Source organism: Sphingomonas guangdongensis (genome assembly GCF_900199185.1).
Lineage (GTDB): Bacteria > Pseudomonadota > Alphaproteobacteria > Sphingomonadales > Sphingomonadaceae > Sphingomonas > Sphingomonas guangdongensis.
The window spans coordinates 818,561-844,250 of sequence record NZ_OBMI01000003.1; the positions used below are offsets into that span (position 1 = coordinate 818,561).

Below are 25,690 nucleotides of genomic sequence, written 5' to 3' on the forward strand. Positions count from 1 at the left end.
AATCCTCCCGGCCGGGAGGAACGGGCATGCGCGGACAGGTGTTGGGAGTGGACCGCCACAGCGGCGACGGGCAGATCGCGGGCGACGACGGCCGCCGCTACCGCTTTCGTCCGGAGGACTGGAGCGACCGCCACCAGCCCGCGATTGGCGCGCTGGTCGACTTCGAGGCGGCGAGCGACCGCGCGCTCAGCATCTATCGCCTGCCGGTGCCCGCCAACGATGCGATTCCGTTGCTCGCCGACCGGCCCGCCCCGCGCAAGCGGCGCAGCAAGTTCATCGCTGCGCTGCTCGCCCTGTTCCTCGGCGCGCTCGGCGCCCACCGCTTCTACACCGATCGTACGCTCAGCGGCGTGCTGGTGCTGGCGCTCAGCTGCACCGTGATCGGGTTACTGATCACGGTGCCCTGGGCGTGGATCGACACGGCCCGCCTGCTCGGCCTCGATCACGGCGAGTTCGACCGCCGCTACAACTGATCGCCCCGCTACGCGCGGACCACCTGCGGCAGTGCCGCGACGTAGCGCTGAACATCCTCGATCCGCCCGGTGCTGACCCGCGAGTAGCCGGTCCACTTGCCATAGGCGCCGCGGATCAGGATGCCGTGCTCGGCCATCGCCTTCTGCACGGCGTTCGCGTCGGGCACCTTCACGAACAGGAAGTTGGCCTGGCTCGGCAGCGCGGTGAGGCCGCTGCGCTTCACCGCCTCCTCCATCATGCCGCGTGCCTCCACGATCCGCTGCTTGGAGAAGCGGGTAAAGGCCGTGTCGTTGAACGATGCGATCGCGGCCGCCAGCCCCGCGCTCGAGCCGCCGAAACTCATCAGGTACCCGCGGACCTGCTGCGCCAGCGCCGGCTGCATCAGCGCGTAGCCAACACGGAGCCCTGCCATGCCATAGATCTTGGAGAAGGTGCGGCAAACGATGAGGTTCGCGCCCTCCTTCACGAGGGAGGCGACCGACGACGCTTCCGGCACCTCGGTCAGCTCATTGTACGCCTCGTCGACCAGCACCGGCGCGACCGGCGACACCTTGCGGACGAAGGCGGCCATGGTCGGCCCGTCGATCAGCATGCCGGTCGGATTGTTGGGGTTGCAGACGTGGACGAGTGCCGTGCCCGGCGTCGCCGCCGCCGCCATCGCGTCCAGGTCGATCCCCATGTCCGGCCGCATCGCGACCCGGATCGTCTTTGCCCCCTGTCGCTCGCCATAGAGCGTGGTCGTATCCCAGTAGAGGTCGGGGGCGACCGTCGGCCCCTTGCCGATCGTCATCAGCGCGATTGCGCTCAGCACCTCCGACGATCCGGAGCCGATCACGACGTGCTTCGGCGTGACTCCGAACCGCTCGGCGATCATGGCGGTCAGCCGCCGATAGCCGGTGTCGGCGTAGTAGCAGCCCTTGGCCGCCGATTCCGCCATCGCCGCGACCGCGCTGGGGGCCGGACCATAGGGGTTCTCGTTGCGGCTCAGCAGCGCGATCCCCGGCTCGGGGCCGAACAGTGTCGCGACCCCCGCCGGCTCGGCAGCGCGTGCGCGCCCGCTCGCCACCAGCGCGCCGCCGGCGGCGGCGGCTCCGATCAATGTGCGGCGTGAAAGCTCCAGTCCCATCGCGTGCTCCCCTTCTCAGTGGTTCAGTCCGTTACGGATCATCAGTGCGCCGATCGCCAGCAGGTAGAGCCCGAAGACGCGGCCGAGCACCTCCGGGCTCAGCCGGTGCGCGGTTGCGACGCCCACCGGCGCGGTCAGGATGGAGGCGGATGTGATGACCACCGCCGCTGGCAGGTTGACGTAGCCGAGCGAGCCCCAGGGCAGTCCCGCCGCGTCGCGGCCGATCGCCATGAAGCCGATCATGCCGGGCAGCGCGATGATGAAGCCGATCCCCGCCGCGGTAGCGATCGCGCGGTGGATCGACTTGCCGCACAGCGTCATGACGATGATCGCGATTGTGCCGCCGCCGATGCCGAGCAGCGAGGAGAAGGCGCCGAGCCCGCCGGCGATCCCCGCGCGCGCCGCCCCTGAAGGCATGGTCTCGGCAACCTGCCGGCGGCTGAGCAGCGGGAAGAGGAAGTGCAGCGCCATCAGCGACACGCCCGTGCCGAAGATGGTGGCGAGCCCATTGCCCGAGACCCGCGCGGCGAGCAATACGCCGAGCCCCACGCCGCCGACGATCCACGGCGCCCAGGCACGCAGCAGCGCGAAGTCGACCGCACCGCGGCGCGCGTGCGCCTGGGTCGAGCGCGCCGAGGTGACGACGATGGTCGCCAGCGAGGTGCCGATCGCCACATGGGCGAGCTCACCGGGCACTGCGCCGAGCAGCGGCAGCACCGCGAACAGCGCCGGCACGACCACGAAGCCGCCGCCGATCCCGAACAGCCCGGCCGCGAAACCGGCGAGCACGCCCGCGCCCAGCATCGCCGCGCCCGCGACCGCAGGATAGAAGGTCGTCACCGACATTGCGGACAACGCAGCCATGAAGCGACGGCAAGCAGCATCGATCCCCTTTCGCTGGGTCGAATGAAGTGCTTCCTCGTGCCTCTCCACCGGCGGCCGTCTCGTGACCGGGCCGCATGTCGCTGTACCCGGGGGCGATCCGCCTTGGCCGACGCTGCGAGTCGCCGGTGCAACGAGGCTATCAGCAACATGGCAATCTGCAAACAGCGACAGAGGCTTGTCATACTTACCCCATCCGGGTAAGCGACCGCGATGACGACGGTCGCCGGCACGAAAATCAGACAGTTTCGCGAGGAACGCGGGCTCAGCCGCGCCGCCTTCGGCGCATGGTTCGGCACGCCTGGCAGCACGGTTCAGGGCTGGGAGGAGGACGGCAAGCGCGCAGGCGCGAAGGCCGCCAATCAGATTGCCGCAAACGGGATCGCCGACCACGCCGACTGGGCGCTGCCGGCACGAACAGAAGGAAGTGACATGGCCGCGCGCTGGACCCCGGAGAGCTGGCGGAGCGCCGATGCGCGGCAGATGCCGGATTATCCGGACGCGGCGGCGCTCGACCGCGCGACGGCCGAGCTCGGCCGATTCCCGCCCCTGGTCTTCGCCGGCGAGGCGCGCGCACTGACTGACGATCTGGCGCAGGTCGCGGCCGGCAAGGCTTTTCTGCTGCAGGGCGGCGACTGCGCGGAGAGCTTCGCCGAGTTCCACCCGAACAACATTCGCGACACCTTTCGGGTTATCCTGCAGATGGCGGTGGTCCTGACCTTCGCCTCCAAGCTGCCCGTGGTGAAGCTCGGCCGCATGGCCGGACAATTCGCCAAGCCGCGCTCGTCCGGCATGGAGGAGGTCGGCGGCGTCGAGCTGCCAAGCTACCGCGGCGACATCGTCAACGACATTGCTTTCACGCCGGAGGGTCGCTCGCCCGATCCGCAGCGGCTCATCCGAGCCTATTCGCAGTCGGCGGCGACGCTCAACCTGCTGCGCGCCTTCGCAAGCGGCGGCTACGCGAACCTCCACCAGGTCCACCGTTGGACCCACGACTTCATGGGGCGGTCGCCCTGGGCCAAGAAGTATGAGGATCTGGCCGACCGGATCGGCGAGGCGCTCGATTTCATGGCCGCGTGCGGGATCGACGCCGACCGCGTGCCGCAGCTGAAGGCCACCGAGTTCTACACCAGCCATGAGGCGCTGTTGCTCCGCTACGAGGAGGCGCTGACCCGGCAGGATTCGCTGACCGGCGACTGGTACGACACCTCCGCGCATTTCCTGTGGATCGGCGACCGCACGCGCTTCGAAGGGTCGGCGCACGTCGAGTTCCTGCGCGGGATCGGCAATCCGATCGGCATGAAGTGCGGGCCGAGCCTGGAGCCGGACGTGCTGATTCGCCTGCTCGACACGCTCAACCCGGCGCGCGTGCCCGGTCGCATGACGCTGATCACCCGCTACGGCCACGATCAGATCGAAGGCGGCCTGCCCAAGCTGGTGCGCGCCGTCCAGCGCGAGGGGCATCCGGTGGTGTGGAGCTGCGATCCGATGCACGGCAACGTCGTCAAGGCGGCGAACGGCTACAAGACGCGACCGTTCGAGCGGATCCTGGCGGAGGTCCGCGGATTCTTCGCCGTGCACCGCGCAGAAGGGAGCTTCGCCGGCGGCATTCACTGCGAGATGACCGGGCAGAACGTGACCGAGTGCACCGGCGGTGCGGTCGACGTGACCGAACAGTCGCTCGCCGATCGCTACCACACCCACTGCGACCCGCGCCTCAATGCCTCGCAGAGCCTGGAACTCGCGTTCCTCTTGGCCGAGATGCTCAACCTGGAAATGGCGGAACGGCGCAAGATCGCGGCCTGACCGCGCGGTCGCGTGTGGCGTGAGCGGAACGGCGCGCTGCGCCCGACCGAACCCGCTTGACGTCCCCGACCGCCCGCCCTAATGGCCCCGCTCCCGCTTGCACGGCCCCTTCGTCTAGCGGTCTAGGACGTCGCCCTCTCACGGCGAAAACACGGGTTCGAGTCCCGTAGGGGTCACCAAAGCGTTGAGTTTCGCGCATTCATAGGCCTTCGTCTGCTTCGGGTTTGCTCCCGTTATTGGGACGTTCATGCCCTCGATCACGCGCTTGCCCGCGCCAGGATCAGCGGGCGGGCAGCCGGGACGGACCGTCGCGCCGACAGTTCAGTCGAACCTTGACCGATCAGGTTGGCCCCGACGGCGTCCGTTGTGTCGATTACCGCACCGCCCTCGCGGCTGTCGTTCGACCAGCTGGCGCGGCTCGCGGTTCCGAAGGCGACATCGCTCATGGGCTCGGGATGCAGCAGCCAAGTGCTACGCGCCGTCGCACGGGCATCGGACCAAGCGTTGCCAGTTGCCCAAGAATGCTCACCATTCGGCTCGCTTAAGCTGAAACGCGAGAGGTCAAGTCGGCAAGGCTGCCACGAATCGCGGATGCTGTCGGTCAGGCCCGCTTACGCCCTATCGAACTCCGCCTAGTTGCCGGTGTCAGCCAGCGAGCCGTCTGATCGCTTAGCTCAAGGTCGGCAGATGACGAGTCCCCAGATCGACCGACAAGCTCCCTCGTACCCCGGATCGGCGGCCCGCTTCACACTCGCCTTCAAAAACTTCTCGTGCAGCCCAAACACCTACGGTCCGACCACCTATGACGCTTGAGGCCGAGCGGCTCGGTCCGCCTTCCGTACGGGTTGTAGCGTAGGCTGCGAGGCAGGATAACACTTGTGCAAGGGCGAAACTCGCTACTGGGAACCGGTTCGGCCCGGCCTTTCTCGATCGAACAAGGCCCCATGACGTGACTGTTCGACACGATCGGGCGGGATGGCCGGCGCTTACACAGCCTTCTGGTCACCTCCTGCTCCAGCTTGCACCCGCGGCGGACGGTGAGGATGATCCGATCCTGGATCTCTCCGCCGCGGTGCGGATCGGCTCGACCCTGTTCCTCGGCAGCGATGAGGGCGTCGCCGTGGAACGCCTCTCCTGGAACGGCGAGCGATGGGTGAGTGCCGGTCGCACCTCGCTCATCGAGTGTCTCGACGTGGCCTCGGGCGAGGAAGCCGATATCGAGGGACTTGCCGAAGATGACGGTTGGCTGTGGGTGCTCGGTTCGCATGCGCGGACCCGACCAAAGCTCAAGAAACGTGACGACGAGCGGCTCGATCTCACCGTTTACGCCGACCTGAAGGACACGCGCGCGCGATGCCTGCTCGCGCGCCTGCCGCTCGCGGCGGACTCGGTCGAGCCCCGCCTGCTTGCACCCGTCGCGAACGCCGGCGATCGGCGAGCGCAGGTGTTGAAGCGCACCAAGCACGGCAACCTGCTCTCGCGGGCGCTGGCGAAGGATCCGCTGATCGGTCCCTCTACCAGAATCCCGGCCAAGGAGGGCGGTGTCGATCTCGAAGGCATTGCCGTCTGCTTTCCCCGCGTGGCGCTCGGCATGCGCGGGCCGGTGATCCAGACCTACGCGGTTCTGCTCGAGTTCGAGGTCAACCAAAAGGGCGGCGACCTCAAGATAGACGGCCCGGTCTACAAGCGGTTGTTGGACTTGGAGGGGCTCGGCATCCGCGATCTGAAGCGGGTTGGCGATGACCTGCTGATCCTGGCCGGGCCGACGACCGCGCTCGATGGTCCGTGCGCCGTGTACCGCTGGCGCGACTGGGCCGGTAATCCGCCCGAGCACAAGCACGCCGTCCGACTCCACCGGCCCGAGCGCATCGTCGAGCTGCCCTTCGGCCGGGGTGACGATCACCCGGAGGCACTGGCCGTTGTTGAACAGGACGGCGCGCGCCAGCTCCTGGTCATCTGTGACTCGCCAGCGGCGTGGCGGGTTGATTCGGATCGGCGTAGCATCTCGTGCGACGTGTTTGATCTGAATGTGCTGCGCTAACGCTGCCTGGCCCAATCCACATCCTGCCGCAAACCGCTCCGCATAAGACTGACTACCTGCTCAAGGCAGCGAATCGCTCGTTGCGCTCCTTCCCTCATTCCAGTCGAGAATGACTCGCATTTGCGTTGACACTGCGATCGCTTCGCAATAGCACAAGCAGCGAAGGGGCACGACGATGAACAATTATCTAGCGCTCGGCTGTGTGAGCTTCCTCGCGGCCGCGCCGGCACTGGCAGCAGACAAGAACGAAGTCGCTTCACCGGCAACGACCAAGCGCGACCTGCCGCCCACGCAGACCGCGACCGGCGATCGCGACATCGTCGTGACGGGACAGAAGCAGAGTGCGCCCGTTCAGGTCGAGAGCCCAAAGGCCACCTCTGCCCTGCTCGATACGCCGCAGACTATCACGGTGGTGAGCGAACAGACGATCCGCAAGCAGAACCTCCAGACGCTGCGTGACGTGCTCCAAACCATCCCCGGCATCACCTTCGGCGCCGGTGAAGGCGGTGGCGGATACGGTGACTCGATCAACCTGCGCGGCTACTCGGCGAACAACGACGTCACCGTCGACGGTGTCCGGGACAGTGCGCAGTACAGCCGCACCGACCCCTTCAACCTACAGCAGGTCGAGGTCTACAATGGTGCCAACAGCGTCTTCAGCGGCAGCGGCAGCGTCGGCGGTACCATCAACCTGGTCAGCAAGGTGCCGACCGGCGAAACCCTCACCATCGTTCAGGGGGCGGTCGGCACCGATCGCTACTACCGAGGAGCGATCGACAGCAACGTCCGCGCGAGCGACCTCATCGCGGTGCGTTTGAACGCCGCCTATCACCGCAACGACGTGCCGGGCCGCGACGTCGAACGCTTCAAGCGCTGGGGCGTCGCCCCCGCCGTCACGATCGGCTTCGCCGGCCCGACCAGTCTGACGATCGGCTACGTCCATCAGGAAGACCGCAACACCCCGCTGTTCGGCGTTCCCTATTTCGACAACGGGCTGTTCGACGGGTTCCCGCCAGACTTCGATCGCAGCGCCTATTACGGAATCGTCAACCTCGACCGGCAGGACATCACGGTCGATCGGTTGACCGCGACCTTCCGCCATGATTTCGGTGCCGGCGCGTCCGTCCGTAACCTATCCCGCTGGCAGCGGGTCGGCCAGTTGAGCGTGACGTCGGCGCCGCAGGGGACCTTCTGCCTTGCCTCGACCGGGCGCCAGCCGGTGACCGCGACGCCCGGCGCCAGCGTTGGTGCGGCCTGCCCGGCGAACGTGCCCGCCGGCTTCTACCTGCCCTCCGGACCGCGCGGCCTGGTGCGGGAGCAGGAGAACCAGCTCCTCTACAACCAGACTGACGTTCGTCTGGAGCATGGCGCGCGAGGCGGCCTGCGCAACGTGCTCAACGTCGGCCTGTCCGGCACGATCGAGGATTACCATCTCCGCCAGGGATCGCTGCTGCGTACCGCGAACGGCACGGCGGTGTCGCCGCTGCCGCTGATCAACATCAGTAATCCGGACACGACCTACACCGGTCCGGTCAACGACATCACCACGTCGATCTCGCGCGGCGAGACGCAGAACATCGCCGTCTACGCGTTCGACACGCTGGAGCTTAACCGCTTCTTCGAGTTGAACGGCGGTGTTCGCTGGGAGTATCAGCGGGCGGACTTCCGCGCTGTGCCGCTGGCCGTCGTTCCGCCGGGAACGACGCCGCTCACCCCTCTTCAGGCGCAGCCGCAGGTGAGCCGGGAGCGGCTCTTCTCCTGGCGCGCAGGCGCTGTGTTCCACCCGGTGGAGGACGTCAGCCTTTATGGCGGTTACGGCAACTCGACCTCTCCCTCGTCGACGACCGTGCGTCTCGGCTGCGGCGTTCCCGCGAGCGCCAGCGCCGCCGATCCGTGCGCGGTCGCGCCGGAGACCGCGCGCAACTACGAGGTGGGGGTCAAGGCCGGTCTGTTCGGCCGCCGGCTGGAGCTAACCGCCGCGCTGTTCCGCAACGAGCGCACCAACTTCCGCGTGCCGTCGAACGATCCCGCGCTGCCAGCGAGCCTCCAGGTGCTCGACGGTCGTAGCCGGGTCGACGGCATCGCGCTTGGCGCGTCGGGCAACATCACGCGGGCCTGGACCGTCTTCGCCAACTACACCTATCTCGATGGCAAGGTGCTCCAGAGCATCTCGGATCGCGACCAGGCGGCGGGCGTCGTCGATCTTCAGGCGGGGCAGCGCTTGCTCCAGACGCCGGAGCATTCGGGCAGCCTGTTCACCACCTACAAGCTGCCGTTCGGGCTGGAGCTCGGCTACGGCCTCAACTACCAGGGCCCGTTCGTCACCAATGCGCCGGTCGCAGGCACGCTCGCGCAGTTCAGGGTGCCCGACTATCTGATCCATCGCGCCTTTGCCGCCTACACGATCGCATCGCGGTGGACGGTGCAGCTGAACGTCCAGAACCTCACCGACGAGAAGTACGTGACGGGCGTCCGCAACAACGTCAGCGCGACGACCGGCGTGACGGGCGGGTGGGCGACGCCGGGCGACCGGCGGCAGGCAACGATCGGCCTGTTCCACAATTTCTGATCTTGCTAGGCAGTATCAGATGCTGGTCGCGATCCCCTCTCTCCTCGATGCCGAAGGCGTCGCGCGTGTTCGCGCGGTGATCGACGCGGGCTCTTGGGTGGACGGTAACGCGACATCGGGGCCGCAGGCGGCGCTCGCCAAACGCAACGAGCAGCTGATCCAGGATGACGCCGCAACGCTGGAGGCAGGCCGGCTGGTGCTCGACGCGCTGGGTCAGTCCCCCCTGTTCATTGCCGCGGCATTGCCCTTGCGCATCTTCCCGCCGCTGTTCAATCGCTACGCCGGAGGGCAGGCGTTCGACACCCACGTCGACAATGCAGTCCGGCTGAAGCGCGGCACCGACTTCCGCCTGCGCAGCGATCTGTCCTGCACGCTGTTCCTCGAGGATCCGGCCAGTTATGACGGCGGCGAACTGGTGGTCGAGGATGTGTTTGGCGAGCAGCGGGTGAAGCTCGGCGCCGGGGACGCGGTGCTCTATCCGGCTTCGAGCCTCCACCGCGTCGAGCCGGTCACCCGCGGGACCCGCGTCGCCTCCTTCTTCTGGGTGCAGTCGATGGTGCGCGACGACGGCGAGCGCCGCATCCTGTTCGACCTCGATCGCGCGGTCCAGCGGGTGGCCGCGGCGCAGGGCACCGGCGACCGCGCGACGGTCGAGCTGACCGGCATCTATCACAACCTCCTGCGTCGCTGGGCCGACGCATGACCGCGGTGGTGAAGCCGAAGCGTCGGTGGCGCGGCTGGTACCTGAAGCAGCTACACACCTGGCACTGGGTGAGTGCGGCGATCTCGCTCGCCGCGATGCTGCTCTTCTCGGTCACCGGCATCACGCTCAACCACGCCGGATCGCTGTCGGCGAAGCCGGTGACGTCGGAGCGCACCGGCACGCTGCCCAAATCGCTATTGCCGCAACTCGCCGACGGGTCTGGCGCGGCACCCCTGCCGAGCGCCGTCGCCGATGCCGTCGCGGCCGCGGTCGAGCTGGATGCGCACGGCAGCGCCGCCGAATGGTCCGACGGAGAGGTCTACGTCGCCCTGCCCCGCCCCGGCGGCGACGCCTGGGTGTCGATCGACCGGGCGTCGGGCGCGATCACGGCCGAAATTACCGATCGCGGCTGGATCAGCTACCTGAACGACCTGCACAAGGGACGGAATACCGGTGCGGCGTGGTTCTGGTTCATCGACGTCTTCGCGGCCGCCTGCATCCTGTTCACGCTGACCGGGCTGCTGCTGCTCCAGCTGCACGCCCGTCACCGCCCGAGCACCTGGCCGATCGTCGCCGCCGGGCTCGTACTGCCCGCGCTCCTCGCCGTTTTGCTGATCCATTGAGGGACCCGCCCATGCGCTTCGTCGCTTCCATGCTAGTCGCCGGCGCGGTGGCCGCCCCCGCCACCGCGGGCACGGTCAGCGTCACCATCCCCAGACTGTCCGTCGCGGAGTATCACCGGCCATACGTCGCCGTCTGGATTGAGCCGGCCGGCGGCGGCGCGGCGCGCACGCTGGCGATCTGGTACGACACCAAGAAGCGCGGCAACGAGCCCGGCACCAAGTGGCTGGCCGACTTGCGAGCCTGGTGGCGCAAGGGCGGGCGCAGCCTCCAGATGCCGGCGAACGGGGTGAGCGGCGCGACCCGTCCCCCCGGCACCCACACCATCCCACTGCCCGCCGACCTGAAGCCGGGCGCCTACACGCTGAACGTGGAGGCCGCGCGTGAGACCGGCGGTCGCGAACTGGTTCAACTGCCGCTGACCGTTCCGACCAAGGCTGCCCGCGCTGCCGGCAGTCATGAGCTCGGCGCCGTCACCCTTTCGGCTCGTTGAGGAGCGATCCAGCATGAAGACCCTCGCCCTTCGCCTGCTTGCCGCGGCCGCGCTGCTCGCGGTTCCCGCCGGGCTCTCCGCGCATCGACTATGGCTGCTGCCGTCGGGCACGATCTTCTCGGGCACCGACAGCTGGGTGACGGTGGACATGGCCGCGTCGAACGACCTGTTCTACGCCGACCATCAGCCCGGCCGGCTGGACGGCATGAAGGTGTGGCAGCCCGACGGAACGGCCGGGCAGATCCAGAACGGATCGACCGGCCGCTACCGATCGGTGTTCGACGTCCGGCTCGACAAGCCGGGTACCTGGAAGATCGGCACCGAGACAAGCGCGCTCATGGGAAGCTTCAAGGTCGGCGGGGTCGAGAAGCGGGTCGGTGGCCGCCCGGGCACCGGGCCGAACGGCGAGCGGATTGCGCCCTTGACGGTTGCCGAGATCCCGGCCGATGCGTCCGACGTGCAGCTGACGGAGGTCGGCGCACGCAACGAGATCTTCGTGACGGCAGGCGAGCCGACCCGCACCGTCCTCACGCCGACCGGCAAGGGGCTGGAGCTCGACGCGATCACGCATCCCGACGAGCTCGTGGCGGGCGAGACGGCAAGGTTCCGCTTCCTGGTCGACGGCAAGCCGGCGGCGGGACTGAAGGTCACGGTCGTACCCGGCGGCAAGCGCTACCGCGATGCGGAGGGCGCGCGGGAACTGACGACTGGTAGCGATGGCGTGCTGTCGGTCGACTGGCCGGCGGCCGGCATGTACTGGCTGAACACCACCTACCAGGACGCGAAGGCGTCTGTCCCGCGCGCTGCAGGTCGGCGGCTCAGCTACACGACCACGCTCGAGGTCATGACACCCTGACCACCCGGATTGCACTGCCGGAGATCATCGATCCGGCCGCTTTTGCCGGGCTCGACCCCTCCAAACCGATCGTCGCGCTCGAGGGCGAGACGATGGGAACGACCTGGCGGGTCCTCTACGTGGGACCTGATGCCCCGGACGGCGTTCAGCTGGCGATCAAGGCGCTTCTCGCGACGCTCGATGATCAGCTGAGCCACTGGAACCCGGCATCACGGCTGTGCGCCTTTAATCGCGCACCCGCCGGAAGCTGGATAACCTTGCCGCATCACCTAGCGTCCGTGATGGACACGGCATTGCGTGTCGCTGCGGTGAGCAACGGCGCTTTCGATCCGTCGATCGGTGCGCTCGTCGACCTCTGGGGTTTCGGGCCGCCAGGGCCCAAGCCGACGCCGGACGACGCCGCGATCTCTGAGGCTCTGGCGGTATCCGGCTGGCGCAGGCTCCGCTGGGATCCAGCGGCGCGTCGCCTGCGCCAGCCAGGAGGCCTGTCGCTAGACTTGTCGGGGATTGCCAAGGGTTACGCCGCAGACGCGATCGCCGACCTGCTCGGTGCGCGCGGTCTGGTCCACGCCCTCGTCGAAGTCGGCGGCGAACTAGTCGGTCGAGGTGTCCAGCCCGACGGCTCACCATGGTGGGTAGACCTGGAGTCACCACCCGGATTGAATGTTGAGCCGATCCGCGCTGCTCTCCACGGCATCGCCGTCGCAACATCCGGAAACTACGTGCGCGGCGCTCACTCGATCGATCCGCGCAACGGACGTCCGTCCGACAACAATGTCGCGTCGGTCAGTGTCCTTGCCGAGACGGCGATGCTCGCCGATGCGCTCGCCACGGCATGGACGATCGCGTTCCCGAACGATGATTTTCGTGACATGAACGTCGCTGCGCGCATCATCACTCACGCAGACAGTGGTGCCGTTGAACATCTCACTCCTGCGATGGCTCGCATGCTGTGCATGTGAGAAATCGGAGGCTCGGGAACGCGATCGAGCTCAGATGCCTTTGACGAAGTGAGGGACAACACAGAGCACGTCCCCTCTCAACTGGTCTCCGGTTGTCGCTAAAGCGCTTTCTCAGCCGGGAGGAGGCGATCACCGACGACGGCGACGTCCGCGCCGTCGACATGCGACTGTGGAGCGAGCGGCCGACAATTGTAGCTCGACGCCATCGCGGCTCCGTAGGCACCCATGGTGTGGAACACCGCCAGGTCGTTGCGAGCGACACGGTCGATGGTCTGCGCGACGCCGAATGTATCGCCGGTTTCGCATACCGGCCCGGCGATCGTGGCGACCATCGCCTCGCCGTCGGCTCTCACCGCGGTGAGGCGGTGAGGCGCGCCGTAGAGTGCCGGACGTGCCAAGTCGTTCATGGCCGCGTCGACGCTGACGAGCGGGTGCGAGGCACCGGGCTTGACCCAGATGACGCGGGTGAGGAGGACGCCGGCCGCCCCGGCCATGACCCGCCCGGGCTCGAACGTCAGCCCGACTTTCCACTCCCGCGTCATCCGCGCGACCATCTGTCCGTACGCCGCAGGTGATGGTGGCCGATCTTCCGGACCGTAAGGAATGCCAAGCCCTCCGCGGAGGTCGACCCGCGTGCTCGTGTGGCCGCGGCGTCTCAGCTCGAACACCAACGCGCCGATCCGATCTCAGGCCGCCTCGAGCGGGGCAAGATCACTCAGCTGACTGCCGATATGCAGCGCAACCCCGCGAAGGTCGAGCCCGTTCAGCCGCGCGAGCCGGTCGTACATCGCCGGCGCGTCGGCGGTGGCAACGCCGAACTTGTTCTCCCGCTTCCCCGTCGAGATCTTGGCGTGGGTGCCGGCGTCGACGTCCGGGTCGACCCGCAGGAGCGACGGCGCCCGCATCCCGCGTCCGTGCGCCAGCCGCGCGAGCACCTCGCCCTCCTCCTCCAGCTCGAGGTTGAACTGGCCGATCCGTGCCTCAAGTGCCTCCGAAAGTTCCCGGTTGGTCTTGCCGGCGCCCGAGAAGACGACGTCTCGCGGGTTCATGCCGGCACCGAGCGCCCGCCGCAGCTCGCCACCGGACACGATGTCCGCACCGTAGCCGCGCTCGGCCAAGCAGGCGGAGTACCGCCGTGTTCGGGTTGGCCTTGACCGCGAAAGTGGTGCGCGCGCCCGGCAGATGGTGAACGGTGGCCGTGAACTCGTCCGCGGCATGCCGGAGCGCGCCGGCCGAGTAGACGTGGACCGGCGTTCCTACCATGTCCGCAATCCGGGTGAGCGCGACATCCTCTACGTGCAGCACGCCGCTCCGATAGGCGAAGAACGGCGGGTGGCTCGCCATGAGATAAGCGGTCATGCCAGCTATCGCCTGCGCTGCCGGCGCAACCGCGCCGCATGAACCACATCGGCGGTATGACAATGCCCGCCGCGCTCTGCACGGAACAACTGCGCGAGCCGTTTACCATGGATCATCAGCGGCAACCCGAGCAGCGCCAACAGGAAAAGCGGAACGGTGGCCACCCCCATGTCGAGCGCCAGCGCTACGAGACAGGAGGCGGCCGTCAGCGCGGAGCCTCCCAACCTCCACCGGAGATCACGCAAGGTCATGCGGCATGCCTTCCGCTCTCATGCAGCACCGCGGCAGCGATCACGCAGCTGCCGGCAGCGGCGACGGCTGCGGCCAGCTCGACACGATGGTCTGGATGCATCTTGCCGGACCACAGCACGAGGTCGGCCGGCAACTCGGTCTCCGCGGCAAGCGCGGTGAGCAGATCGACGCACTCGAACGAGACGCCGATCGCCGGCTCCTGCAGCCCGGCGGCAGCGATGCGGGCGCGACTGATCATCGCGGGCGACCCGTCGATTCCCCTACCCTCGATCGCGGTGAAACCCAGCGCGCGGGCGTGCCGCGCGGCCTCGATCAACAGCGCACCGCTGCCGCAATCTGCATCGACGATGCGGACGGCATGGCGGCCCTGCTCACGCAGCATCGCCAGTGTTCCCGCAATCTTGGACCAACGCGGGTCCGCACGAACGGGCCGCGCGCCGGGCGAGGCGCACGATCGCGGCAGGCGCGCCGACCGACGGGACAGCGCCGCGGCCGATTTCAGTCGAACAATCATCGAAGCAGTTCCTCAAGGCGCGTGGAACGACGCGCTCCGCCGGCGAGACGGGAGCGAAGGAGACGAGCGGCACCAGCGGCACCGGCGCCTTCTCGACGCTAGCGTGGTAGATCTGGCGCTCCGCCTCCGCGAAGCTCAGCGCGGCGCGAGACGAACCGCTCCAGCTTGCCGCCGCTGTCCTGAACGAGTCACCGTCCCGCGATCGTCGGGCTTCGGGATGGGTTCGGACGACATGTCGCCTTCTCACGCCTTCTATAAGCGAGCGTCCTGCACTCGCGACGGCTGAGTCACGCGCGGGGCCATAGCCTTTCGAGATCGATCTGGGGAAAGCGCATAGCGCGGTGTCGAACGATGATGCCGTTTGTGACGATGATGCCGACCAGTGCGTGGGTCCGTCGCGGTCACTTCGCCGGCCTCCCGGCGCTGTTCGGCGCGCTAACAGAGCGGCGCCGTGAATCAGGAGCAAGATACCGGTCGCCGCCAGCGTGAAGGTAAGCATCGCCAGCGCGAACTCGGCAAGCTGAGCTGGTCCGTGTGGCGGAGCGTCGAAGACCCGCTTGTGCGCCAGCGTCGACCCGCAGGACGCCGCCAGCATGATCATGCCGTATAGGCGCGGCGGCACGCTAGCCACGGCTGTCCTCATTTCGATACGGCGGCTTCGCGGGCAACGTCAGGCGACCGCGCACACGATTTGCGCCGCCAGCCGGGCTTGCACAATCATCGGCCCGCTGTGCCTGCACGAACTGGTACGCGGCTCGAGCCGACGGGAACCTGCCAATCGAAACGTTTGCGCCATCGCGAACGATCCAACCGCCGTCCGAAGCGCGGCTTACCCGAGACTTTGCCGGACCAGCGTCCTTGAACACAATGCTGCCTTCCTGAAGATACATTGTCGGGGTATCGGCGCAGGGCCGCCAGCGGGCGCTCACGTCGATCTCGTCGAACAGGCGCCGGCCGAGCAACAGCAACGCCGCTGCGCCACCCACCGCGACGAAGCTGACAGCGGCGAGCGCATGGTCGATCAGGTTGGCCGAATGCGCTTGCGTGTGCAGATGGAGCAACTCGGCGAAGGCGAGATAGCCCATCCAGCCGAGCAGGATACCTGATGCACGCAGCGCGATGTCCGCCTGCCGCTTTCTGAGCCACACTGCCATTTCGCCAACTCGCTTGCGGCAGCCGAGCTATCCACCCCGGCATAGCAATTCGAGAGCGATTGACCGCTTTCGCATAGCAGCGGCGTAATGATCGACGCGGAGGCTGTGAGTTGCCAGTGGTGCCAGCGCCGACACCGAGCGCCGCTATGCCGGCGCTACGCGGATCACCGGGATCGCTCTCGAAAACCAACGTCTCGAGCGTCAGATCGGCCGACGTTGCTGTCGATCGCGATCGGTATGCAGCCTCGCTCTCCAATGCTCGACATGCAGTTCGGGCTGCCATCAAAGAGGAGCTCAGCGGTGCATCTTACCTATGCTGCTTTCCCCGGGCTCCTTGCGATGCAGCTTGCGGGACTGTTCGCCACCTGGACATGGTCCCGGTGCGCGTCCGGCTCGCGCTACCTTGTGACAGGCAGCGCCGTTCTCTTGTCGATGGTGGGCATCCTCTGCCTCCTGCCTGGCGTCGAACCACGCCGGTACCTCATCTTCGCGGCCGGTTATCTGCTCGCAGGGCTGCTCTGGGCCTGGTCGATCGACGATCTACCGCCGACCCGGTGGCGGAGCAACGAGGTGACCGTGGCGGCCCTCTCCACCAGCCTGTTCGCGCTGGCTGCGATGTAGGATGAAGACCAGCGCGTCTTGCGCCGGCAAGCGTCCTCATTGAACCAGCGCGGTAGCAAAGTAAAAAGCCCGCCCAGTCAGCGACTTGGGCGGGCTTTTGGTGGTGGGCGTGGCAAGGATTGAACTTGCGACCCCTGCGATGTCAACACAGTGCTCTACCACTGAGCTACACGCCCACGGGGAAGGGCGCGTCTAGCGGCGGTCGCCGCGGCGCGCAACACCCCTGAAGCGATTAATTGTGGCCGCTCGCGCTCTCGACATCGAACATGCGGTCGATCTCCAGCACCAGGTCGCGCAGATGGAACGGCTTGGACAGCACGCGCGCCTGCGGCATCGTCTTGCCCGCCTTCAGCGTCACCGCCGCGAAGCCCGTGATGAACATGACACGCGTGTCCGGCGCGATCTCGGCGCAGCGCTGCGCAAGCTCGATCCCGTCCATTTCGGGCATGACGATGTCGGTGAGCAGCAGGTCGAACCGGTCCGCCTGCAGAAGCGGCAGCGCCTCCGTTCCGCGATCCACCGCGGTGACGCCGTAGCCGGAGCGTTCGAGCGCGCGGGTGAGGTACTGACGCATCACCGCATCATCCTCGGCCAGCAGGATCCTGATCATTGGAAACTCCGCGAAGTGACGGTGTTATGCGCTGCACCGCCGCAAAATGCCAGTGTCGTCGCGCGGCATTGTCGCCGCGCGGTGCAGTGGCTAGCACCAAAACGTGGACTCTTCGTTCGACTGCTACGGCCCGCCGGAGCCGCGCTCGCCCGTCGTGGTGTCGGTGCCGCACGCCGGGCGGGACTATCCCTTGACGCTGCGCAGTGCGTTGCGCGGCAGCGTCGACTCGTTGCTGCCGCTGGAGGATCGGCTGGTCGACGAGGTCGCCCGCGCGGCGCACGGTCATGAGACGCTCATCATCGCACGGCGCGCCCGCGCCTGGATCGACCTCAACCGTGCAGAGCATGAGCGCGATCCCCGCATCGACGAGGGCGCGGACGCGAGTGCTGCTCCCCACCCCTCCGCCAAAGTGCGAAGTGGACTGGGGCTGATCCCGCGCCGCGCGACCGGCAGCGCGGAGTTGTGGCGGCGGCGCTGGTCGGCGGACGAGGTCGCTCAGCGCATCCACGCCGATCACCGTCCCTACCACGCCCGCGTTGCGGCGGCGCTCGCTGCCGCCCGGGCCCGCTACGGCACCGCCGTGCTGGTGGACCTGCACTCGATGCCGTCGCTCGGCACTCCGAACGCAGCGCGCGTCGTAATCGGCGACCGCTTCGGGCGGAGCGCGGGCGGCGGGCTGATCGCACGCCTGGAGGCCACGGCGCGTGCGCACCGGTTGCCCGTGACGCTGAACACACCCTACGCCGGCGGCCACATTCTCGACCGGCATGCCGCCCCGGCCAGAGGCATCCACGCGGTGCAGATCGAGCTCGACCGCGCAGTGTACCTCGATGCGGTCGGCCGCGCGCTAGGTCCGGGCTTCGCGCGCACCGTGGCCTTCGTTCGCGACCTGTTCGCGGCGGCCGCGGACGATGTGCTGCCGGCTCTCGCCGCCGAGTAGCCGTCCAAGAAAAAAGCCACCCCGAGACAAGCCCGGAGTGGCCAAGGTTCAGGGAGGAGACATGCCCGAGGGCATGTCGTACGACCTCGCGAAAGGGGGGACACGAAGCCGTACGAGACAGATATAGGCGAGCGGTCGGTGGCGTTCAAGGTGCCGGCAGAAAACAATTACCGGCTCAGTGCGGTTGCGACGTCCGCAGTCGAGGCAGGATGCGGACCAGCGTGTCGTCGCGCAGGATCAGGTGGTGGCGCAGGGCCGCGAGGATATGCACGAGCAGCAGGGCCGCGGTTGCGTAGCCGAGCAGTTCATGCGCCTCGTGCGCGGCACCGCCGACGCTCGGGCCGACCGGCAGGAAGGGCAGCGGAAACAGTCCGAACCAGTCGAGTGGCCGCCTGACCGCCGCGCCGGACACCATCAGCCAGCCGGACAGCGGCACGCCGATCATCAGCGCGTAGAGGGTCCAGTGCGCCGTCTTGGCGAGCGTCCGCTCCCAGCGCGGCAGCGCCGGCGGAAACGGGGGCGGCCTGTGCGCCAGCCGCCAGCCGAGCCGTGCGAGGCTCAGCACGAGGACGGTGATGCCAAGCGCCTTGTGGACCGGCATGACCCGCCAGTTGCCCGGCAGGCTCTCGTGGAACAAGCCCAGCCACAGGTTGAAGAGGATGGCCGCCGCGATCGTCCAGTGGAAGGCAATGGCACCGCGCGTGTAGCGGTGCCCGGTTCGACCTGCGTCCGCCACCATCATCCCTCCTGCTCTCCGGCTCAGGCTAGGGCTGCGCTTCCTCGCCCGCAAGCGGCACGAGCTTGCCCGGGTTGAACAGCGCCTGAGGGTCGATCGCCGCCTTGATCGCGCGCAGCGCCGCGATCCGGCTCGCGGGACCCAGCCGGGCGAGCTCGGCGACCTTCATCTGTCCGATCCCGTGCTCGGCGGAGATCGAGCCGCCCGCGGCCACCACGAGGTCGTTGACGTAGGCCGTGATGGCGCCGGCCTCCTCTGCATACCAGGCCGGCCCGTCGACGCCGGCCGGCGCGCGGACATGGAAGTGGACGTTTCCGTCGCCGAGATGTCCGAAGGCGGCCGTGCGCGTACCCGGGAAGCGCCGCTCTACCCGTGCGGCATCATCCACCATGAAGTCGGGCATGCGCGCCACGGGCACGGAGATGTCGTGCTGCACCGCCGGGCCGCTCGCGCGCTCCGCCTCCGACAGCGAATGGCGGATGCGCCAGAACGCCTTCGCCTGCGCCTCGCTCGCGGCAAGCACCGCGTCGCCGATCACGCCGTCCGCCAGCGCACCGGCGAGCAGGTCTTCCAGCACCCGCTGTGGATCGTCAGCGCCCTCACCCGCAGCGACCGCCTCGATCAGCACGTGCCACGCAAAGGCTTGCGCGAGCGGCGACCGCGTGTCCGGAATATGCCGGATCACCTCGCCGAGGCTGTGCCCTGCAACGATCTCGAAACTTTCGACCGCGCCACTCGCCCGCTCGGCACGACGCAGCAGCTCCAGCGCCGCGTGGGGGCTGTCGACGCCGACCCAGCCGACCGCCCGCGCCCGCACCGCCGGCACGATCCGCAGCGTCGCGGCGGTGATGATGCCGAGCGTGCCCTCCGCTCCCACCAGCAGCTGATCGAGATCGTAGCCGCGATTGTCCTTCTTCAGCGCGGCGAGCCCATCGTGGACCTGGCCGTCCGGCAGCACCGCCTCCACCCCCAGTACCAGCGCGCGCATCGTGCCCCAGCGCAGCACCTGCACGCCGCCGGCATTGGTGGAAGCGAGCCCACCCACGGTCGCCGAGCCTCGCGCGCCGAGATCCAGCGGGAAGCGGTGCCCGACCGCCGCCGCGGCATCGTGCAGCGTCTGGAGAATGACCCCCGCCTCCGCCACGATCAGCCCGTCGTCTTGCGCGACTCGGCGGAGGCGGTTCAGCCGCCTGGTGCTGAGGATCAGCGCCCGACCGTCGGCGGGCGGCGTCGCCCCGCCGACCATGGAGGTGTTGCCGCCCTGCGGCACCAGCGGCACGCCGTACTCGGCCGCCAGCGCGACAATCGCCGCCACCTCCTCCGTCGAGCCGGGCGAGAGGATCGCCGGCGCCGCGCCGCGGTAGCGGCCGCGCCAATCGACCAGCCACGGCGCGATCGCGTCGGGATCGGTCGATACGCTGCGTGCTCCGAAGCGGGACCGGACGGCGGCGACCAGCCGCGACTGCTGTGGCGTCATGACACGCGATCGACTAGCATCGGCCGCCTGTCACCGCCAGTTCATCGGCGGTTCAATCCCGGAGCGTATTGGCGCCAGACCCATGTCACCGGTCAGAGCCCTTCTCCTCGGCGCGCTCTCGCTCACCTGCGCCGCGCCGGCGGCCGATGCGCAGCGCGGTGCCGGTTCGACGCGCATCGCGCAGGTCACGGTCCAGCAGCGGCTGATCATCCGGATACCGCGGCTGCCGGTCGGGCGGGCGCCGCTCTCTGCCGGCGCGGCGCCGCTGCCGCCGATCCGCTGGATCGAGAAGAAGACGGACAAGTGCGTGCCCGTCGTCAATCTCGCCGCGGCGACGATCACCACCCGCGACAGTGTCGACCTGCTGCTGAACGGCGGCAAGCGGCTGCGCGCGCGCTTCGACGACGACTGCCCGGCGATCGACTTCTACTCGGGTTTCTACGTCAAGATGCCGCGCGACGGGAAGGTCTGCGCCGATCGCGACTCCATCCGCTCGCGCTCGGGTGGCGAGTGCCGGATCGAATCGTTCCGCGCGCTGGTGCCCGCGCGCTGACGATTGCTTGACAAAACTAGGTAAATCCGCGACCCGCGGGGGCGGACGCCAGCGCCGCACGGGCGCAGGCCACAATCCGGACAATCTTGCATGAGTTTTGCCGACCTCGGCCTTTCCGACGAGTTGCTGCGTGCCGTGGAAGGCGCCGGGTACAGCGATCCGACCCCCATCCAGGCGGCGGCGATCCCGAGCGTGCTGATGATGCGCGATCTGATCGGCATCGCCCAGACCGGCACCGGCAAGACCGCGTCGTTCGTGCTGCCGATGATCGACATCCTGGCCCACGGCCGCAGCCGAGCGCGCATGCCCCGCAGCCTGATCCTGGAGCCGACCCGCGAACTTGCCGCGCAGGTGGCCGAGAACTTCGAGAAGTACGGCGTCAATCACAAGCTATCCATGGCGCTGCTGATCGGCGGCGTGTCAATGGGCGACCAGGTCAAGGCGCTGGAGAAGGGCGTCGACGTGCTGATCGCGACGCCCGGGCGGCTAATGGACCTGTTCAGCCGCGGCAACATTCTGCTGAACGGCTGCGACCTGCTCGTCATCGACGAGGCGGATCGGATGCTCGACATGGGGTTCATCCCCGATATCGAGGAGATCTGCACCAAGCTGCCCAAGAGCCGGCAGACGCTGCTGTTCTCCGCCACCATGCCGCCGCCGATCAAGAAGCTTGCGGACAAGTTCCTGTCGAACCCCAAGACGATTGAAGTCGCGCGGCCTGCGACGACCAACATCAACATCACGCAGCGGCTGGTGCCGGTGAAGGCCGACCGCAAGCGCGAGGTGCTTCGCGCGCTGCTGACGCGCGAGGACGTGAAGACCGGCATCATCTTCTGCAACCGGAAGACGACGGTTCGCGAGCTCAACAAGAGCCTGCAGCGCTACGGCTTCCGCTCGGGCGAGATCCACGGCGACATGGAGCAGGCGCAGCGCCTGGCCGAACTCGACCTGTTCAAGCGCGGCGAGATCAACATCCTGGTGGCGTCCGACGTCGCCGCGCGTGGCCTGGACGTGAAGGGCGTGAGCCACGTCTTCAACTTCGACGCGCCGTGGCATCCCGACGATTACGTCCACCGGATCGGCCGCACCGGGCGCGCGGGCGCGACCGGCACCGCCTACACGCTCATCACGGCGGAGGACGCCGATAACATCGAGAACATCGAGAAGTTGACCGGTCAGACGATCGAGCGCGAAACGATCGCGGCGGACGAGCGGCCCGCGCGCGACGAGCCGGCGGCGCGAAGCGAGCCGCGGGCGCGGCGCGGGCGCGATCGCGAGCGGCAGCGGGCCGACACCCAGGAGCGGGCCGAGCCGTCCGCCGCGCCTGCCGAGCGGCCGCGCCCGCCCCGCGCCGAGCGGCCGCGTAGGGACGAACCGCGGCGCTCCGACGCAGTCGACGCCACGCCGGACGACGGCTGGAACGGCCCGGTTCCCGCGTTCCTGGGCGTGAAGCTCGGCGCCTGAGCGACGTGGACGAGGACTTGTTCGGCCATGAAGCGCCGGCCCAGGTTCTCAGCCCGTGCGTCAACGTCTGCCGGCTCGATCCCGCGACCGGCTGGTGCGTGGGCTGTGGCCGGACCGGCGACGAGATCGCGCGCTGGAGCGCGGCGAGCGATGCGGACCGCGCGACGATGCTGGTGCCGCTCGCGGCCAGGCTGAGCGCCCTGATGTCCTCACGCCAGCCTTGATGGCTTCGTCACGCGGTCGGTTCTTGCCTACCTGAATGCCGCTCGCGTCGTCGCGACTGCACCGCTTAGTCAGATGCCTGTGGCATCAGCGCATCGTCGAGCGCGTTGGCGCGCTGGGCCGCAGGGCGCGCGGCGGTCCGCTCCACGAAGCGCACGAAAGCGTCGCGCTTCGGGATCGAGCCGAACATCGTTCCCCAGCCGAGATGCGCCCCCACGTAGAGGTCCGCCGCGGTGAAGCGCTCACCGGTCAGCCAGCCGTCCCCGGCCCCCTCGACTGCCTGCTCCAGCGTGTCGATGGTGCGGTCATAGGTTCCGAAGCCGACCAGCGCCTGCTGCTTATCCTCCGGCTTCCAACCAAGCGAGTTGCTGACCACCGCCTGCTCCAGCGGCCCGGCGGCGAAGAACAGCCAGCGGTAATAGGCGGCACGTTCCGCCACCGGCGGCGCCAGCCCCGCGTCGGGGAAGGCGTCGGCCAGATAGGCGCAGATCGCCGCACACTCGGTGATCGTGGTGCCGGCGTGGACGATCGCCGGCACCTTTCCCATCGGATTGACCGGCAGCAGCGCCGGGTCGCCGCCGAATTCGACCACGACCGTCTCGTAATCGGCGCCGACCTCCTCCAGCATCCAGCGCGCGATGCGCCCGCGCGACATCGGGTTGGTATAGAGCGTCAGGTCGGTCACGGCGCGTCTCCCGGTCCAGAACATGTCATGAACATGCTCTGTCGGGTCGATCGATGTCAAGCCTGTAACGATGTCGAGAGCAGCGCCAGCAGGCGGGTCCAGGCGCGGTCAGCCTGCGCGGCGTTGTAGACGCGGCTGTCGGGCGGACACCAACCGTGCATGGTGCCGGGATATACCTCGATCTCCGCCGGCAGCCTCGCGGCGGCGAACGCCTCACGCAGTCGCTCCTTCTCCTGCGGATTGCGCTCGGCGCGGGTCGCGGCCTGGGTCAGCTTCTCGCGCCACGGCATGATGCGCGCGCGCACCTCCGGCTGGTCGAACGACTCGCCTGCGCCCAGGAACGGCGCCTTCACCGATCGGTAGAACTGGTTCACCGTGAGCACGGCGTAGCCCGACTGCGCCAGCCGGTCTGCCATCTGCCGGAACGCCGGGCGCAGTCCCATGATGTCGGGCCAGACCAGCACCGCCGGGTGGCGCCCCGTCGTCGGCGCGACGAAATATGCGTCGCAGGTGCCGTCCGGCGTCCGGATCGTGACGTCGCGACCCTTGACCGCGACGGCGCCGGCGGGGCTCGGCAGCATCGCCACCAGCCCGGCCGCACCCGCGATGGTCGCGAAGCGCCGACGCGAGACCGCCGCATCGGTCAGATATAATTCGTTGTCCTGCGCGGTCAGCTCATCGCACATCGATCGGCTCCCTCCCACGGCCCACGAGTCGGGGCGTCCGGCGCAGCAGAGCCGAGCAGACCGGACCGGGCAAGCCCGGTGCCGGACTTATTGCTTGAACAGCGTCTCCGCGGTGTGCTCGACCGGGCCGGTCTCGCCGCCCTCGCCTGCCTCCAGGCTGCGCTGCGCGGCCTCGCGCTCGGAGCGGAGCTGCGCCAGCAGCGCCTCCCGGTCGCCGGCCAGCCGCTCGTCGGTCGGCGCCTCGATCCCCGCCGCCTTCGCCGCCTTGGCGACCAGCGCGTCGAGTTCGCGCTGGCTGGTCAGCCCGAGCGTCACCGGATCCTTGGGCACGATGTTGGCGATGTTCCAGTGGCTGCGATCGCGGATTGCGGCGATCGTCGTGCGGGTGGTGCCGATCAGCTTTCCGATTGCGCCGTCGGACACTTCCGGGTGGTTCTTGATGATCCACGCAATGCCGTCCGGCTTGTCCTGCCGCTTGCTGACGGGCGTGTAGCGCGGCCCCTTGGTACGGCGGACCTGCTCCGGCCCCTTGGACATGACGAGACGGTAGTCAGGATCGGCCTGACCCTTCTCGATCTCCTCCATCGTCACCTCGTGCGCGCGCACCGGGTCACGCCCGGTCAGCTTGGCGGAGGCGGTGTCGTCGGCGATCGCCTGCACCTCCAGGATGTGGAGGCCACAGAAGTCTGCGATCTGCTCGAACGAGAGCGAGGTGTTGTCGACCAGCCAGGAAGCGGTCGCGTGCGGCATCAGCGGCTGGGCCACGTGCAAAGTCTCCAGAAACGACTGTGGCCGCCCCTGCCCGGAGCGGCCACATGCTGGGGAGCGATCTACTGCGCCTGTCGCCCGGAGGCAAGCCGCGTCACGCCGCGAGCCGGCGCGGCACCGGAACCAGCGCCTGGAGGAACTGCGCGGCACTCGCCGCCCAGGTGAAGGTCGCACCATGCGCGGCACAGTCGGCGCGGTCGCGGGTGAGTGCGGCGGCGACCGCGTCCTCCAGCCGTTCGGCCATCGCGCCGGTGTCGGGCGTGAGCACATCCACCGGCCCGGTCACCGGATAGGCCGCGACCGGCGTGCCGCAGGCCATCGCCTCGATCATCACCAGCCCGAAGGTGTCGGTGCGGCTCGGGAACACCAGAACATCGGCCGCGCGGTAGGCACCGGCGAGCGCCGCGCCGAACAGCGGCCCGGCAAAGATCGCGTTGCGGTGCTCGGCCTGAAGCGCGGCGCGCGCCGGGCCGTCGCCGACCACCAGCTTGGTGCCGGGATGATCGAGCTTCAGGAAGTCGCCGATGTTCTTCTCCACAGCGATCCGCCCGACGTAAAGCAGCAGCGGCCGCGGTAGGTGCGCGAAGCTCTCGTTCGGCATGACGTCGGGATGGAAGGCGGCGAGATCGACTCCGCGCCCCCAGTGCCGGACATGGCCGATGCCGTGCTCGACCAGCGTCTGGCGGATCGACGCGGTCGATGCGAGCACCGCGCAGGCGGGCGTGTGGAACCAGCGAATATAGCGCCAAATCCACTCGGCCGGAATGCCGGTCCGCGCCGAGACATAGTCGGGAAACTGGGTGTGGTACGCAGTGGTGAAGGGTACGCCGCGGCCGAGGCACCAGCGCCGCGCCGCCAGGCACAGCGGCCCTTCGGTCGCGAGATGGATCGCCTCCGCCCCGAAAGCGGCCAGGCGCCGCCCGACGTCGCTCGCGCTGGTCAGCGCCAGGCGGATCTCCGGATAGGTCGGGCACGGCACGGCGGTGTAGAGGTCGGGGGAGATGACCATAACCTTATGCCCCTGCCCCTGCAGTTCGGCACGGACGGCATTGAGGGTGCGGACGACGCCGTTTACCTGCGGCGTCCATGCATCGGTGACGATCGCGATCCGCACGG

The 25,690-nt window shown here is 68.4% G+C and carries 27 protein-coding genes, 2 tRNA genes and 1 pseudogene; 15 read left to right on the forward strand and 15 right to left on the reverse strand.

Annotated features, from left to right (window positions below; all coding sequences use genetic code 11):
- The first annotated feature begins 26 nt into the window (after positions 1 to 26).
- Positions 27 to 473, forward strand: coding sequence for an NINE protein (locus CRO12_RS16105; RefSeq protein WP_097064934.1), 447 nt, complete (start codon positions 27 to 29; stop codon positions 471 to 473).
- A gap of 8 nt (positions 474 to 481) precedes the next feature.
- Here the strand turns inward: CRO12_RS16105 and CRO12_RS16110 are convergent, their stop codons facing one another.
- Entirely contained in the window at positions 482 to 1,600 is a 1,119-nt protein-coding gene (locus CRO12_RS16110; protein WP_097064935.1) for a pyridoxal phosphate-dependent aminotransferase, read from the reverse strand.
- A 15-nt stretch (positions 1,601 to 1,615) separates the two neighbouring features.
- The gene (locus tag CRO12_RS16115) at positions 1,616 to 2,464 is read right to left on the reverse strand and encodes a sulfite exporter TauE/SafE family protein (RefSeq protein ID WP_245858554.1); all 849 of its coding nucleotides are present in this window, start codon (positions 2,462 to 2,464) and stop codon (positions 1,616 to 1,618) included.
- Positions 2,465 to 2,914: 450 nt separating this feature from the next.
- Between CRO12_RS16115 and CRO12_RS16120 the strand changes: the two genes are divergently transcribed.
- Positions 2,915 to 4,288 (forward strand): class II 3-deoxy-7-phosphoheptulonate synthase, encoded by a 1,374-nt coding sequence (locus CRO12_RS16120; RefSeq protein ID WP_097065135.1) that lies wholly within the window; start codon positions 2,915 to 2,917, stop codon positions 4,286 to 4,288.
- 103 nt (positions 4,289 to 4,391) lie between these two features.
- Positions 4,392 to 4,467 (forward strand) — tRNA-Glu (locus CRO12_RS16125).
- 78 nt (positions 4,468 to 4,545) lie between these two features.
- On the opposite strand, the gene CRO12_RS16130 is transcribed toward CRO12_RS16125, so the two are convergent.
- Positions 4,546 to 4,734 (reverse strand): hypothetical protein, encoded by a 189-nt coding sequence (locus CRO12_RS16130; RefSeq protein ID WP_097064936.1) that lies wholly within the window; start codon positions 4,732 to 4,734, stop codon positions 4,546 to 4,548.
- A gap of 503 nt (positions 4,735 to 5,237) precedes the next feature.
- Between CRO12_RS16130 and CRO12_RS16135 the strand changes: the two genes are divergently transcribed.
- The 7 genes from CRO12_RS16135 to CRO12_RS16165 all read left to right on the forward strand — a co-directional run bounded on the left by CRO12_RS16135 (position 5,238) and on the right by CRO12_RS16165 (position 12,533).
- Positions 5,238 to 6,329 (forward strand): DUF3616 domain-containing protein, encoded by a 1,092-nt coding sequence (locus tag CRO12_RS16135; RefSeq protein ID WP_097064937.1) that lies wholly within the window; start codon positions 5,238 to 5,240, stop codon positions 6,327 to 6,329.
- A gap of 175 nt (positions 6,330 to 6,504) precedes the next feature.
- The gene (locus tag CRO12_RS16140) at positions 6,505 to 8,898 is read left to right on the forward strand and encodes a TonB-dependent receptor (RefSeq protein WP_097064938.1); all 2,394 of its coding nucleotides are present in this window, start codon (positions 6,505 to 6,507) and stop codon (positions 8,896 to 8,898) included.
- 19 nt (positions 8,899 to 8,917) lie between these two features.
- Positions 8,918 to 9,601: a Fe2+-dependent dioxygenase gene (locus tag CRO12_RS16145; RefSeq protein ID WP_097064939.1), complete on the forward strand. Its 684-nt coding sequence runs from the start codon at positions 8,918 to 8,920 to the stop codon at positions 9,599 to 9,601.
- Positions 9,598 to 10,224, forward strand: a complete 627-nt coding sequence (locus CRO12_RS16150) for a PepSY-associated TM helix domain-containing protein (RefSeq protein ID WP_097064940.1) — start codon at positions 9,598 to 9,600, stop codon at positions 10,222 to 10,224. The genes CRO12_RS16145 and CRO12_RS16150 overlap by 4 nt, the downstream gene beginning before the upstream one ends.
- Positions 10,225 to 10,235: 11 nt before the next feature.
- Positions 10,236 to 10,715, forward strand: coding sequence for a DUF2271 domain-containing protein (locus CRO12_RS16155; RefSeq protein ID WP_097064941.1), 480 nt, complete (start codon positions 10,236 to 10,238; stop codon positions 10,713 to 10,715).
- Positions 10,716 to 10,728: 13 nt separating this feature from the next.
- Complete coding sequence (locus CRO12_RS16160) at positions 10,729 to 11,571, forward strand: DUF4198 domain-containing protein (RefSeq protein WP_097064942.1); 843 nt, start codon at positions 10,729 to 10,731, stop codon at positions 11,569 to 11,571.
- 92 nt (positions 11,572 to 11,663) lie between these two features.
- Positions 11,664 to 12,533 carry an FAD:protein FMN transferase gene (locus CRO12_RS16165; protein ID WP_097064943.1) on the forward strand — a complete coding sequence of 290 codons (870 nt, stop codon included), beginning with the start codon at positions 11,664 to 11,666 and terminating at the stop codon, positions 12,531 to 12,533.
- Positions 12,534 to 12,631: 98 nt separating this feature from the next.
- Here CRO12_RS16165 and lysA read toward each other — a convergent pair.
- The 4 genes and pseudogenes from lysA to CRO12_RS16190 form a co-directional block, all read right to left on the reverse strand.
- Positions 12,632 to 13,877: pseudogene (lysA, locus tag CRO12_RS16170) on the reverse strand (diaminopimelate decarboxylase).
- A gap of 20 nt (positions 13,878 to 13,897) precedes the next feature.
- The gene (locus tag CRO12_RS16175; protein WP_097064944.1) at positions 13,898 to 14,143 is read right to left on the reverse strand and encodes a hypothetical protein; all 246 of its coding nucleotides are present in this window, start codon (positions 14,141 to 14,143) and stop codon (positions 13,898 to 13,900) included.
- Positions 14,140 to 14,526, reverse strand: coding sequence for a methyltransferase domain-containing protein (locus tag CRO12_RS16180; RefSeq protein ID WP_245858555.1), 387 nt, complete (start codon positions 14,524 to 14,526; stop codon positions 14,140 to 14,142). The genes CRO12_RS16175 and CRO12_RS16180 overlap by 4 nt, the downstream gene beginning before the upstream one ends.
- A gap of 755 nt (positions 14,527 to 15,281) precedes the next feature.
- Entirely contained in the window at positions 15,282 to 15,812 is a 531-nt protein-coding gene (locus CRO12_RS16190) for a hypothetical protein (protein WP_097064945.1), read from the reverse strand.
- Positions 15,813 to 16,067: 255 nt separating this feature from the next.
- On the opposite strand from CRO12_RS16190, the gene CRO12_RS16195 reads away from it, so the two are divergent.
- Positions 16,068 to 16,433 (forward strand): hypothetical protein, encoded by a 366-nt coding sequence (locus CRO12_RS16195; protein WP_097064946.1) that lies wholly within the window; start codon positions 16,068 to 16,070, stop codon positions 16,431 to 16,433.
- A gap of 101 nt (positions 16,434 to 16,534) precedes the next feature.
- On the opposite strand, the gene CRO12_RS16200 is transcribed toward CRO12_RS16195, so the two are convergent.
- Positions 16,535 to 16,609, reverse strand: a tRNA-Val gene (locus CRO12_RS16200).
- Positions 16,610 to 16,665: 56 nt separating this feature from the next.
- Positions 16,666 to 17,043: a cell cycle two-component system response regulator CpdR gene (gene cpdR, locus CRO12_RS16205; RefSeq protein WP_097064947.1), complete on the reverse strand. Its 378-nt coding sequence runs from the start codon at positions 17,041 to 17,043 to the stop codon at positions 16,666 to 16,668.
- Between the two features lie 103 nt (positions 17,044 to 17,146).
- Here cpdR and CRO12_RS16210 point away from each other — a divergent pair, with 103 nt between their 5' ends.
- Positions 17,147 to 17,983: an N-formylglutamate amidohydrolase gene (locus CRO12_RS16210; protein ID WP_245858556.1), complete on the forward strand. Its 837-nt coding sequence runs from the start codon at positions 17,147 to 17,149 to the stop codon at positions 17,981 to 17,983.
- Between the two features lie 175 nt (positions 17,984 to 18,158).
- Here CRO12_RS16210 and CRO12_RS16215 read toward each other — a convergent pair whose 3' ends face one another.
- Positions 18,159 to 18,722, reverse strand: coding sequence for a cytochrome b (locus CRO12_RS16215; RefSeq protein ID WP_097065138.1), 564 nt, complete (start codon positions 18,720 to 18,722; stop codon positions 18,159 to 18,161).
- A gap of 25 nt (positions 18,723 to 18,747) precedes the next feature.
- On the reverse strand, positions 18,748 to 20,196 hold the full coding sequence (locus CRO12_RS16220) for an FAD-binding oxidoreductase (protein ID WP_097064948.1): 1,449 nt from the start codon (positions 20,194 to 20,196) through the stop codon (positions 18,748 to 18,750).
- An 82-nt stretch (positions 20,197 to 20,278) separates the two neighbouring features.
- Here CRO12_RS16220 and CRO12_RS16225 point away from each other — a divergent pair, with 82 nt between their 5' ends.
- The 3 genes from CRO12_RS16225 to CRO12_RS16235 all read left to right on the forward strand — a co-directional run bounded on the left by CRO12_RS16225 (position 20,279) and on the right by CRO12_RS16235 (position 22,437).
- A complete protein-coding gene (locus tag CRO12_RS16225; protein WP_245858557.1) occupies positions 20,279 to 20,749 on the forward strand; it encodes a hypothetical protein in 471 nt (156 codons plus the stop codon).
- A 90-nt stretch (positions 20,750 to 20,839) separates the two neighbouring features.
- Positions 20,840 to 22,213: a DEAD/DEAH box helicase gene (locus CRO12_RS16230; RefSeq protein ID WP_097064949.1), complete on the forward strand. Its 1,374-nt coding sequence runs from the start codon at positions 20,840 to 20,842 to the stop codon at positions 22,211 to 22,213.
- Between the two features lie 5 nt (positions 22,214 to 22,218).
- The gene (locus CRO12_RS16235; RefSeq protein ID WP_245858558.1) at positions 22,219 to 22,437 is read left to right on the forward strand and encodes a DUF1289 domain-containing protein; all 219 of its coding nucleotides are present in this window, start codon (positions 22,219 to 22,221) and stop codon (positions 22,435 to 22,437) included.
- Between the two features lie 65 nt (positions 22,438 to 22,502).
- Here the strand turns inward: CRO12_RS16235 and CRO12_RS16240 are convergent, their stop codons facing one another.
- The 4 genes from CRO12_RS16240 to CRO12_RS16255 form a co-directional block, all read right to left on the reverse strand.
- Positions 22,503 to 23,120, reverse strand: coding sequence for a glutathione S-transferase family protein (locus CRO12_RS16240; protein WP_425443032.1), 618 nt, complete (start codon positions 23,118 to 23,120; stop codon positions 22,503 to 22,505).
- 56 nt (positions 23,121 to 23,176) lie between these two features.
- A complete protein-coding gene (locus tag CRO12_RS16245) occupies positions 23,177 to 23,806 on the reverse strand; it encodes a dienelactone hydrolase family protein (protein ID WP_097064952.1) in 630 nt (209 codons plus the stop codon).
- An 87-nt stretch (positions 23,807 to 23,893) separates the two neighbouring features.
- On the reverse strand, positions 23,894 to 24,571 hold the full coding sequence (locus CRO12_RS16250) for a DUF1013 domain-containing protein (protein WP_097064953.1): 678 nt from the start codon (positions 24,569 to 24,571) through the stop codon (positions 23,894 to 23,896).
- A 97-nt stretch (positions 24,572 to 24,668) separates the two neighbouring features.
- On the reverse strand, positions 24,669 to 25,688 hold the full coding sequence (locus CRO12_RS16255; RefSeq protein ID WP_097064954.1) for a glycosyltransferase family 4 protein: 1,020 nt from the start codon (positions 25,686 to 25,688) through the stop codon (positions 24,669 to 24,671).
- Between the last annotated feature and the right edge of the window lie 2 nt (positions 25,689 to 25,690).

What these genes read in the sequence shown, in the direction of transcription:
- cpdR (WP_097064947.1), bottom strand. Translation starts at nt 17,043, where the DNA reads ATGATCAGGATCCTGCTGGCCGAGGATGATGCGGTGATGCGTCAGTAC.
- CRO12_RS16245 (WP_097064952.1), bottom strand. Translation starts at nt 23,806, where the DNA reads ATGTGCGATGAGCTGACCGCGCAGGACAACGAATTATATCTGACCGAT.
- CRO12_RS16225 (WP_245858557.1), top strand. Translation starts at nt 20,279, where the DNA reads ATGTCACCGGTCAGAGCCCTTCTCCTCGGCGCGCTCTCGCTCACCTGC.
- CRO12_RS16165 (WP_097064943.1), top strand. Translation starts at nt 11,664, where the DNA reads ATGGGAACGACCTGGCGGGTCCTCTACGTGGGACCTGATGCCCCGGAC.
- CRO12_RS16220 (WP_097064948.1), bottom strand. Translation starts at nt 20,196, where the DNA reads ATGACGCCACAGCAGTCGCGGCTGGTCGCCGCCGTCCGGTCCCGCTTC.
- CRO12_RS16145 (WP_097064939.1), top strand. Translation starts at nt 8,918, where the DNA reads ATGCTGGTCGCGATCCCCTCTCTCCTCGATGCCGAAGGCGTCGCGCGT.
- CRO12_RS16120 (WP_097065135.1), top strand. Translation starts at nt 2,915, where the DNA reads ATGGCCGCGCGCTGGACCCCGGAGAGCTGGCGGAGCGCCGATGCGCGG.
- CRO12_RS16190 (WP_097064945.1), bottom strand. Translation starts at nt 15,812, where the DNA reads ATGGCAGTGTGGCTCAGAAAGCGGCAGGCGGACATCGCGCTGCGTGCA.
- CRO12_RS16230 (WP_097064949.1), top strand. Translation starts at nt 20,840, where the DNA reads ATGAGTTTTGCCGACCTCGGCCTTTCCGACGAGTTGCTGCGTGCCGTG.
- CRO12_RS16195 (WP_097064946.1), top strand. Translation starts at nt 16,068, where the DNA reads ATGCTCGACATGCAGTTCGGGCTGCCATCAAAGAGGAGCTCAGCGGTG.
- CRO12_RS16105 (WP_097064934.1), top strand. Translation starts at nt 27, where the DNA reads ATGCGCGGACAGGTGTTGGGAGTGGACCGCCACAGCGGCGACGGGCAG.
- CRO12_RS16155 (WP_097064941.1), top strand. Translation starts at nt 10,236, where the DNA reads ATGCGCTTCGTCGCTTCCATGCTAGTCGCCGGCGCGGTGGCCGCCCCC.
- CRO12_RS16130 (WP_097064936.1), bottom strand. Translation starts at nt 4,734, where the DNA reads ATGAGCGATGTCGCCTTCGGAACCGCGAGCCGCGCCAGCTGGTCGAAC.
- CRO12_RS16160 (WP_097064942.1), top strand. Translation starts at nt 10,729, where the DNA reads ATGAAGACCCTCGCCCTTCGCCTGCTTGCCGCGGCCGCGCTGCTCGCG.
- CRO12_RS16140 (WP_097064938.1), top strand. Translation starts at nt 6,505, where the DNA reads ATGAACAATTATCTAGCGCTCGGCTGTGTGAGCTTCCTCGCGGCCGCG.
- CRO12_RS16150 (WP_097064940.1), top strand. Translation starts at nt 9,598, where the DNA reads ATGACCGCGGTGGTGAAGCCGAAGCGTCGGTGGCGCGGCTGGTACCTG.
- CRO12_RS16215 (WP_097065138.1), bottom strand. Translation starts at nt 18,722, where the DNA reads ATGGTGGCGGACGCAGGTCGAACCGGGCACCGCTACACGCGCGGTGCC.
- CRO12_RS16175 (WP_097064944.1), bottom strand. Translation starts at nt 14,143, where the DNA reads ATGACCTTGCGTGATCTCCGGTGGAGGTTGGGAGGCTCCGCGCTGACG.
- CRO12_RS16110 (WP_097064935.1), bottom strand. Translation starts at nt 1,600, where the DNA reads ATGGGACTGGAGCTTTCACGCCGCACATTGATCGGAGCCGCCGCCGCC.
- CRO12_RS16115 (WP_245858554.1), bottom strand. Translation starts at nt 2,464, where the DNA reads ATGGCTGCGTTGTCCGCAATGTCGGTGACGACCTTCTATCCTGCGGTC.
- CRO12_RS16180 (WP_245858555.1), bottom strand. Translation starts at nt 14,526, where the DNA reads ATGCTGCGTGAGCAGGGCCGCCATGCCGTCCGCATCGTCGATGCAGAT.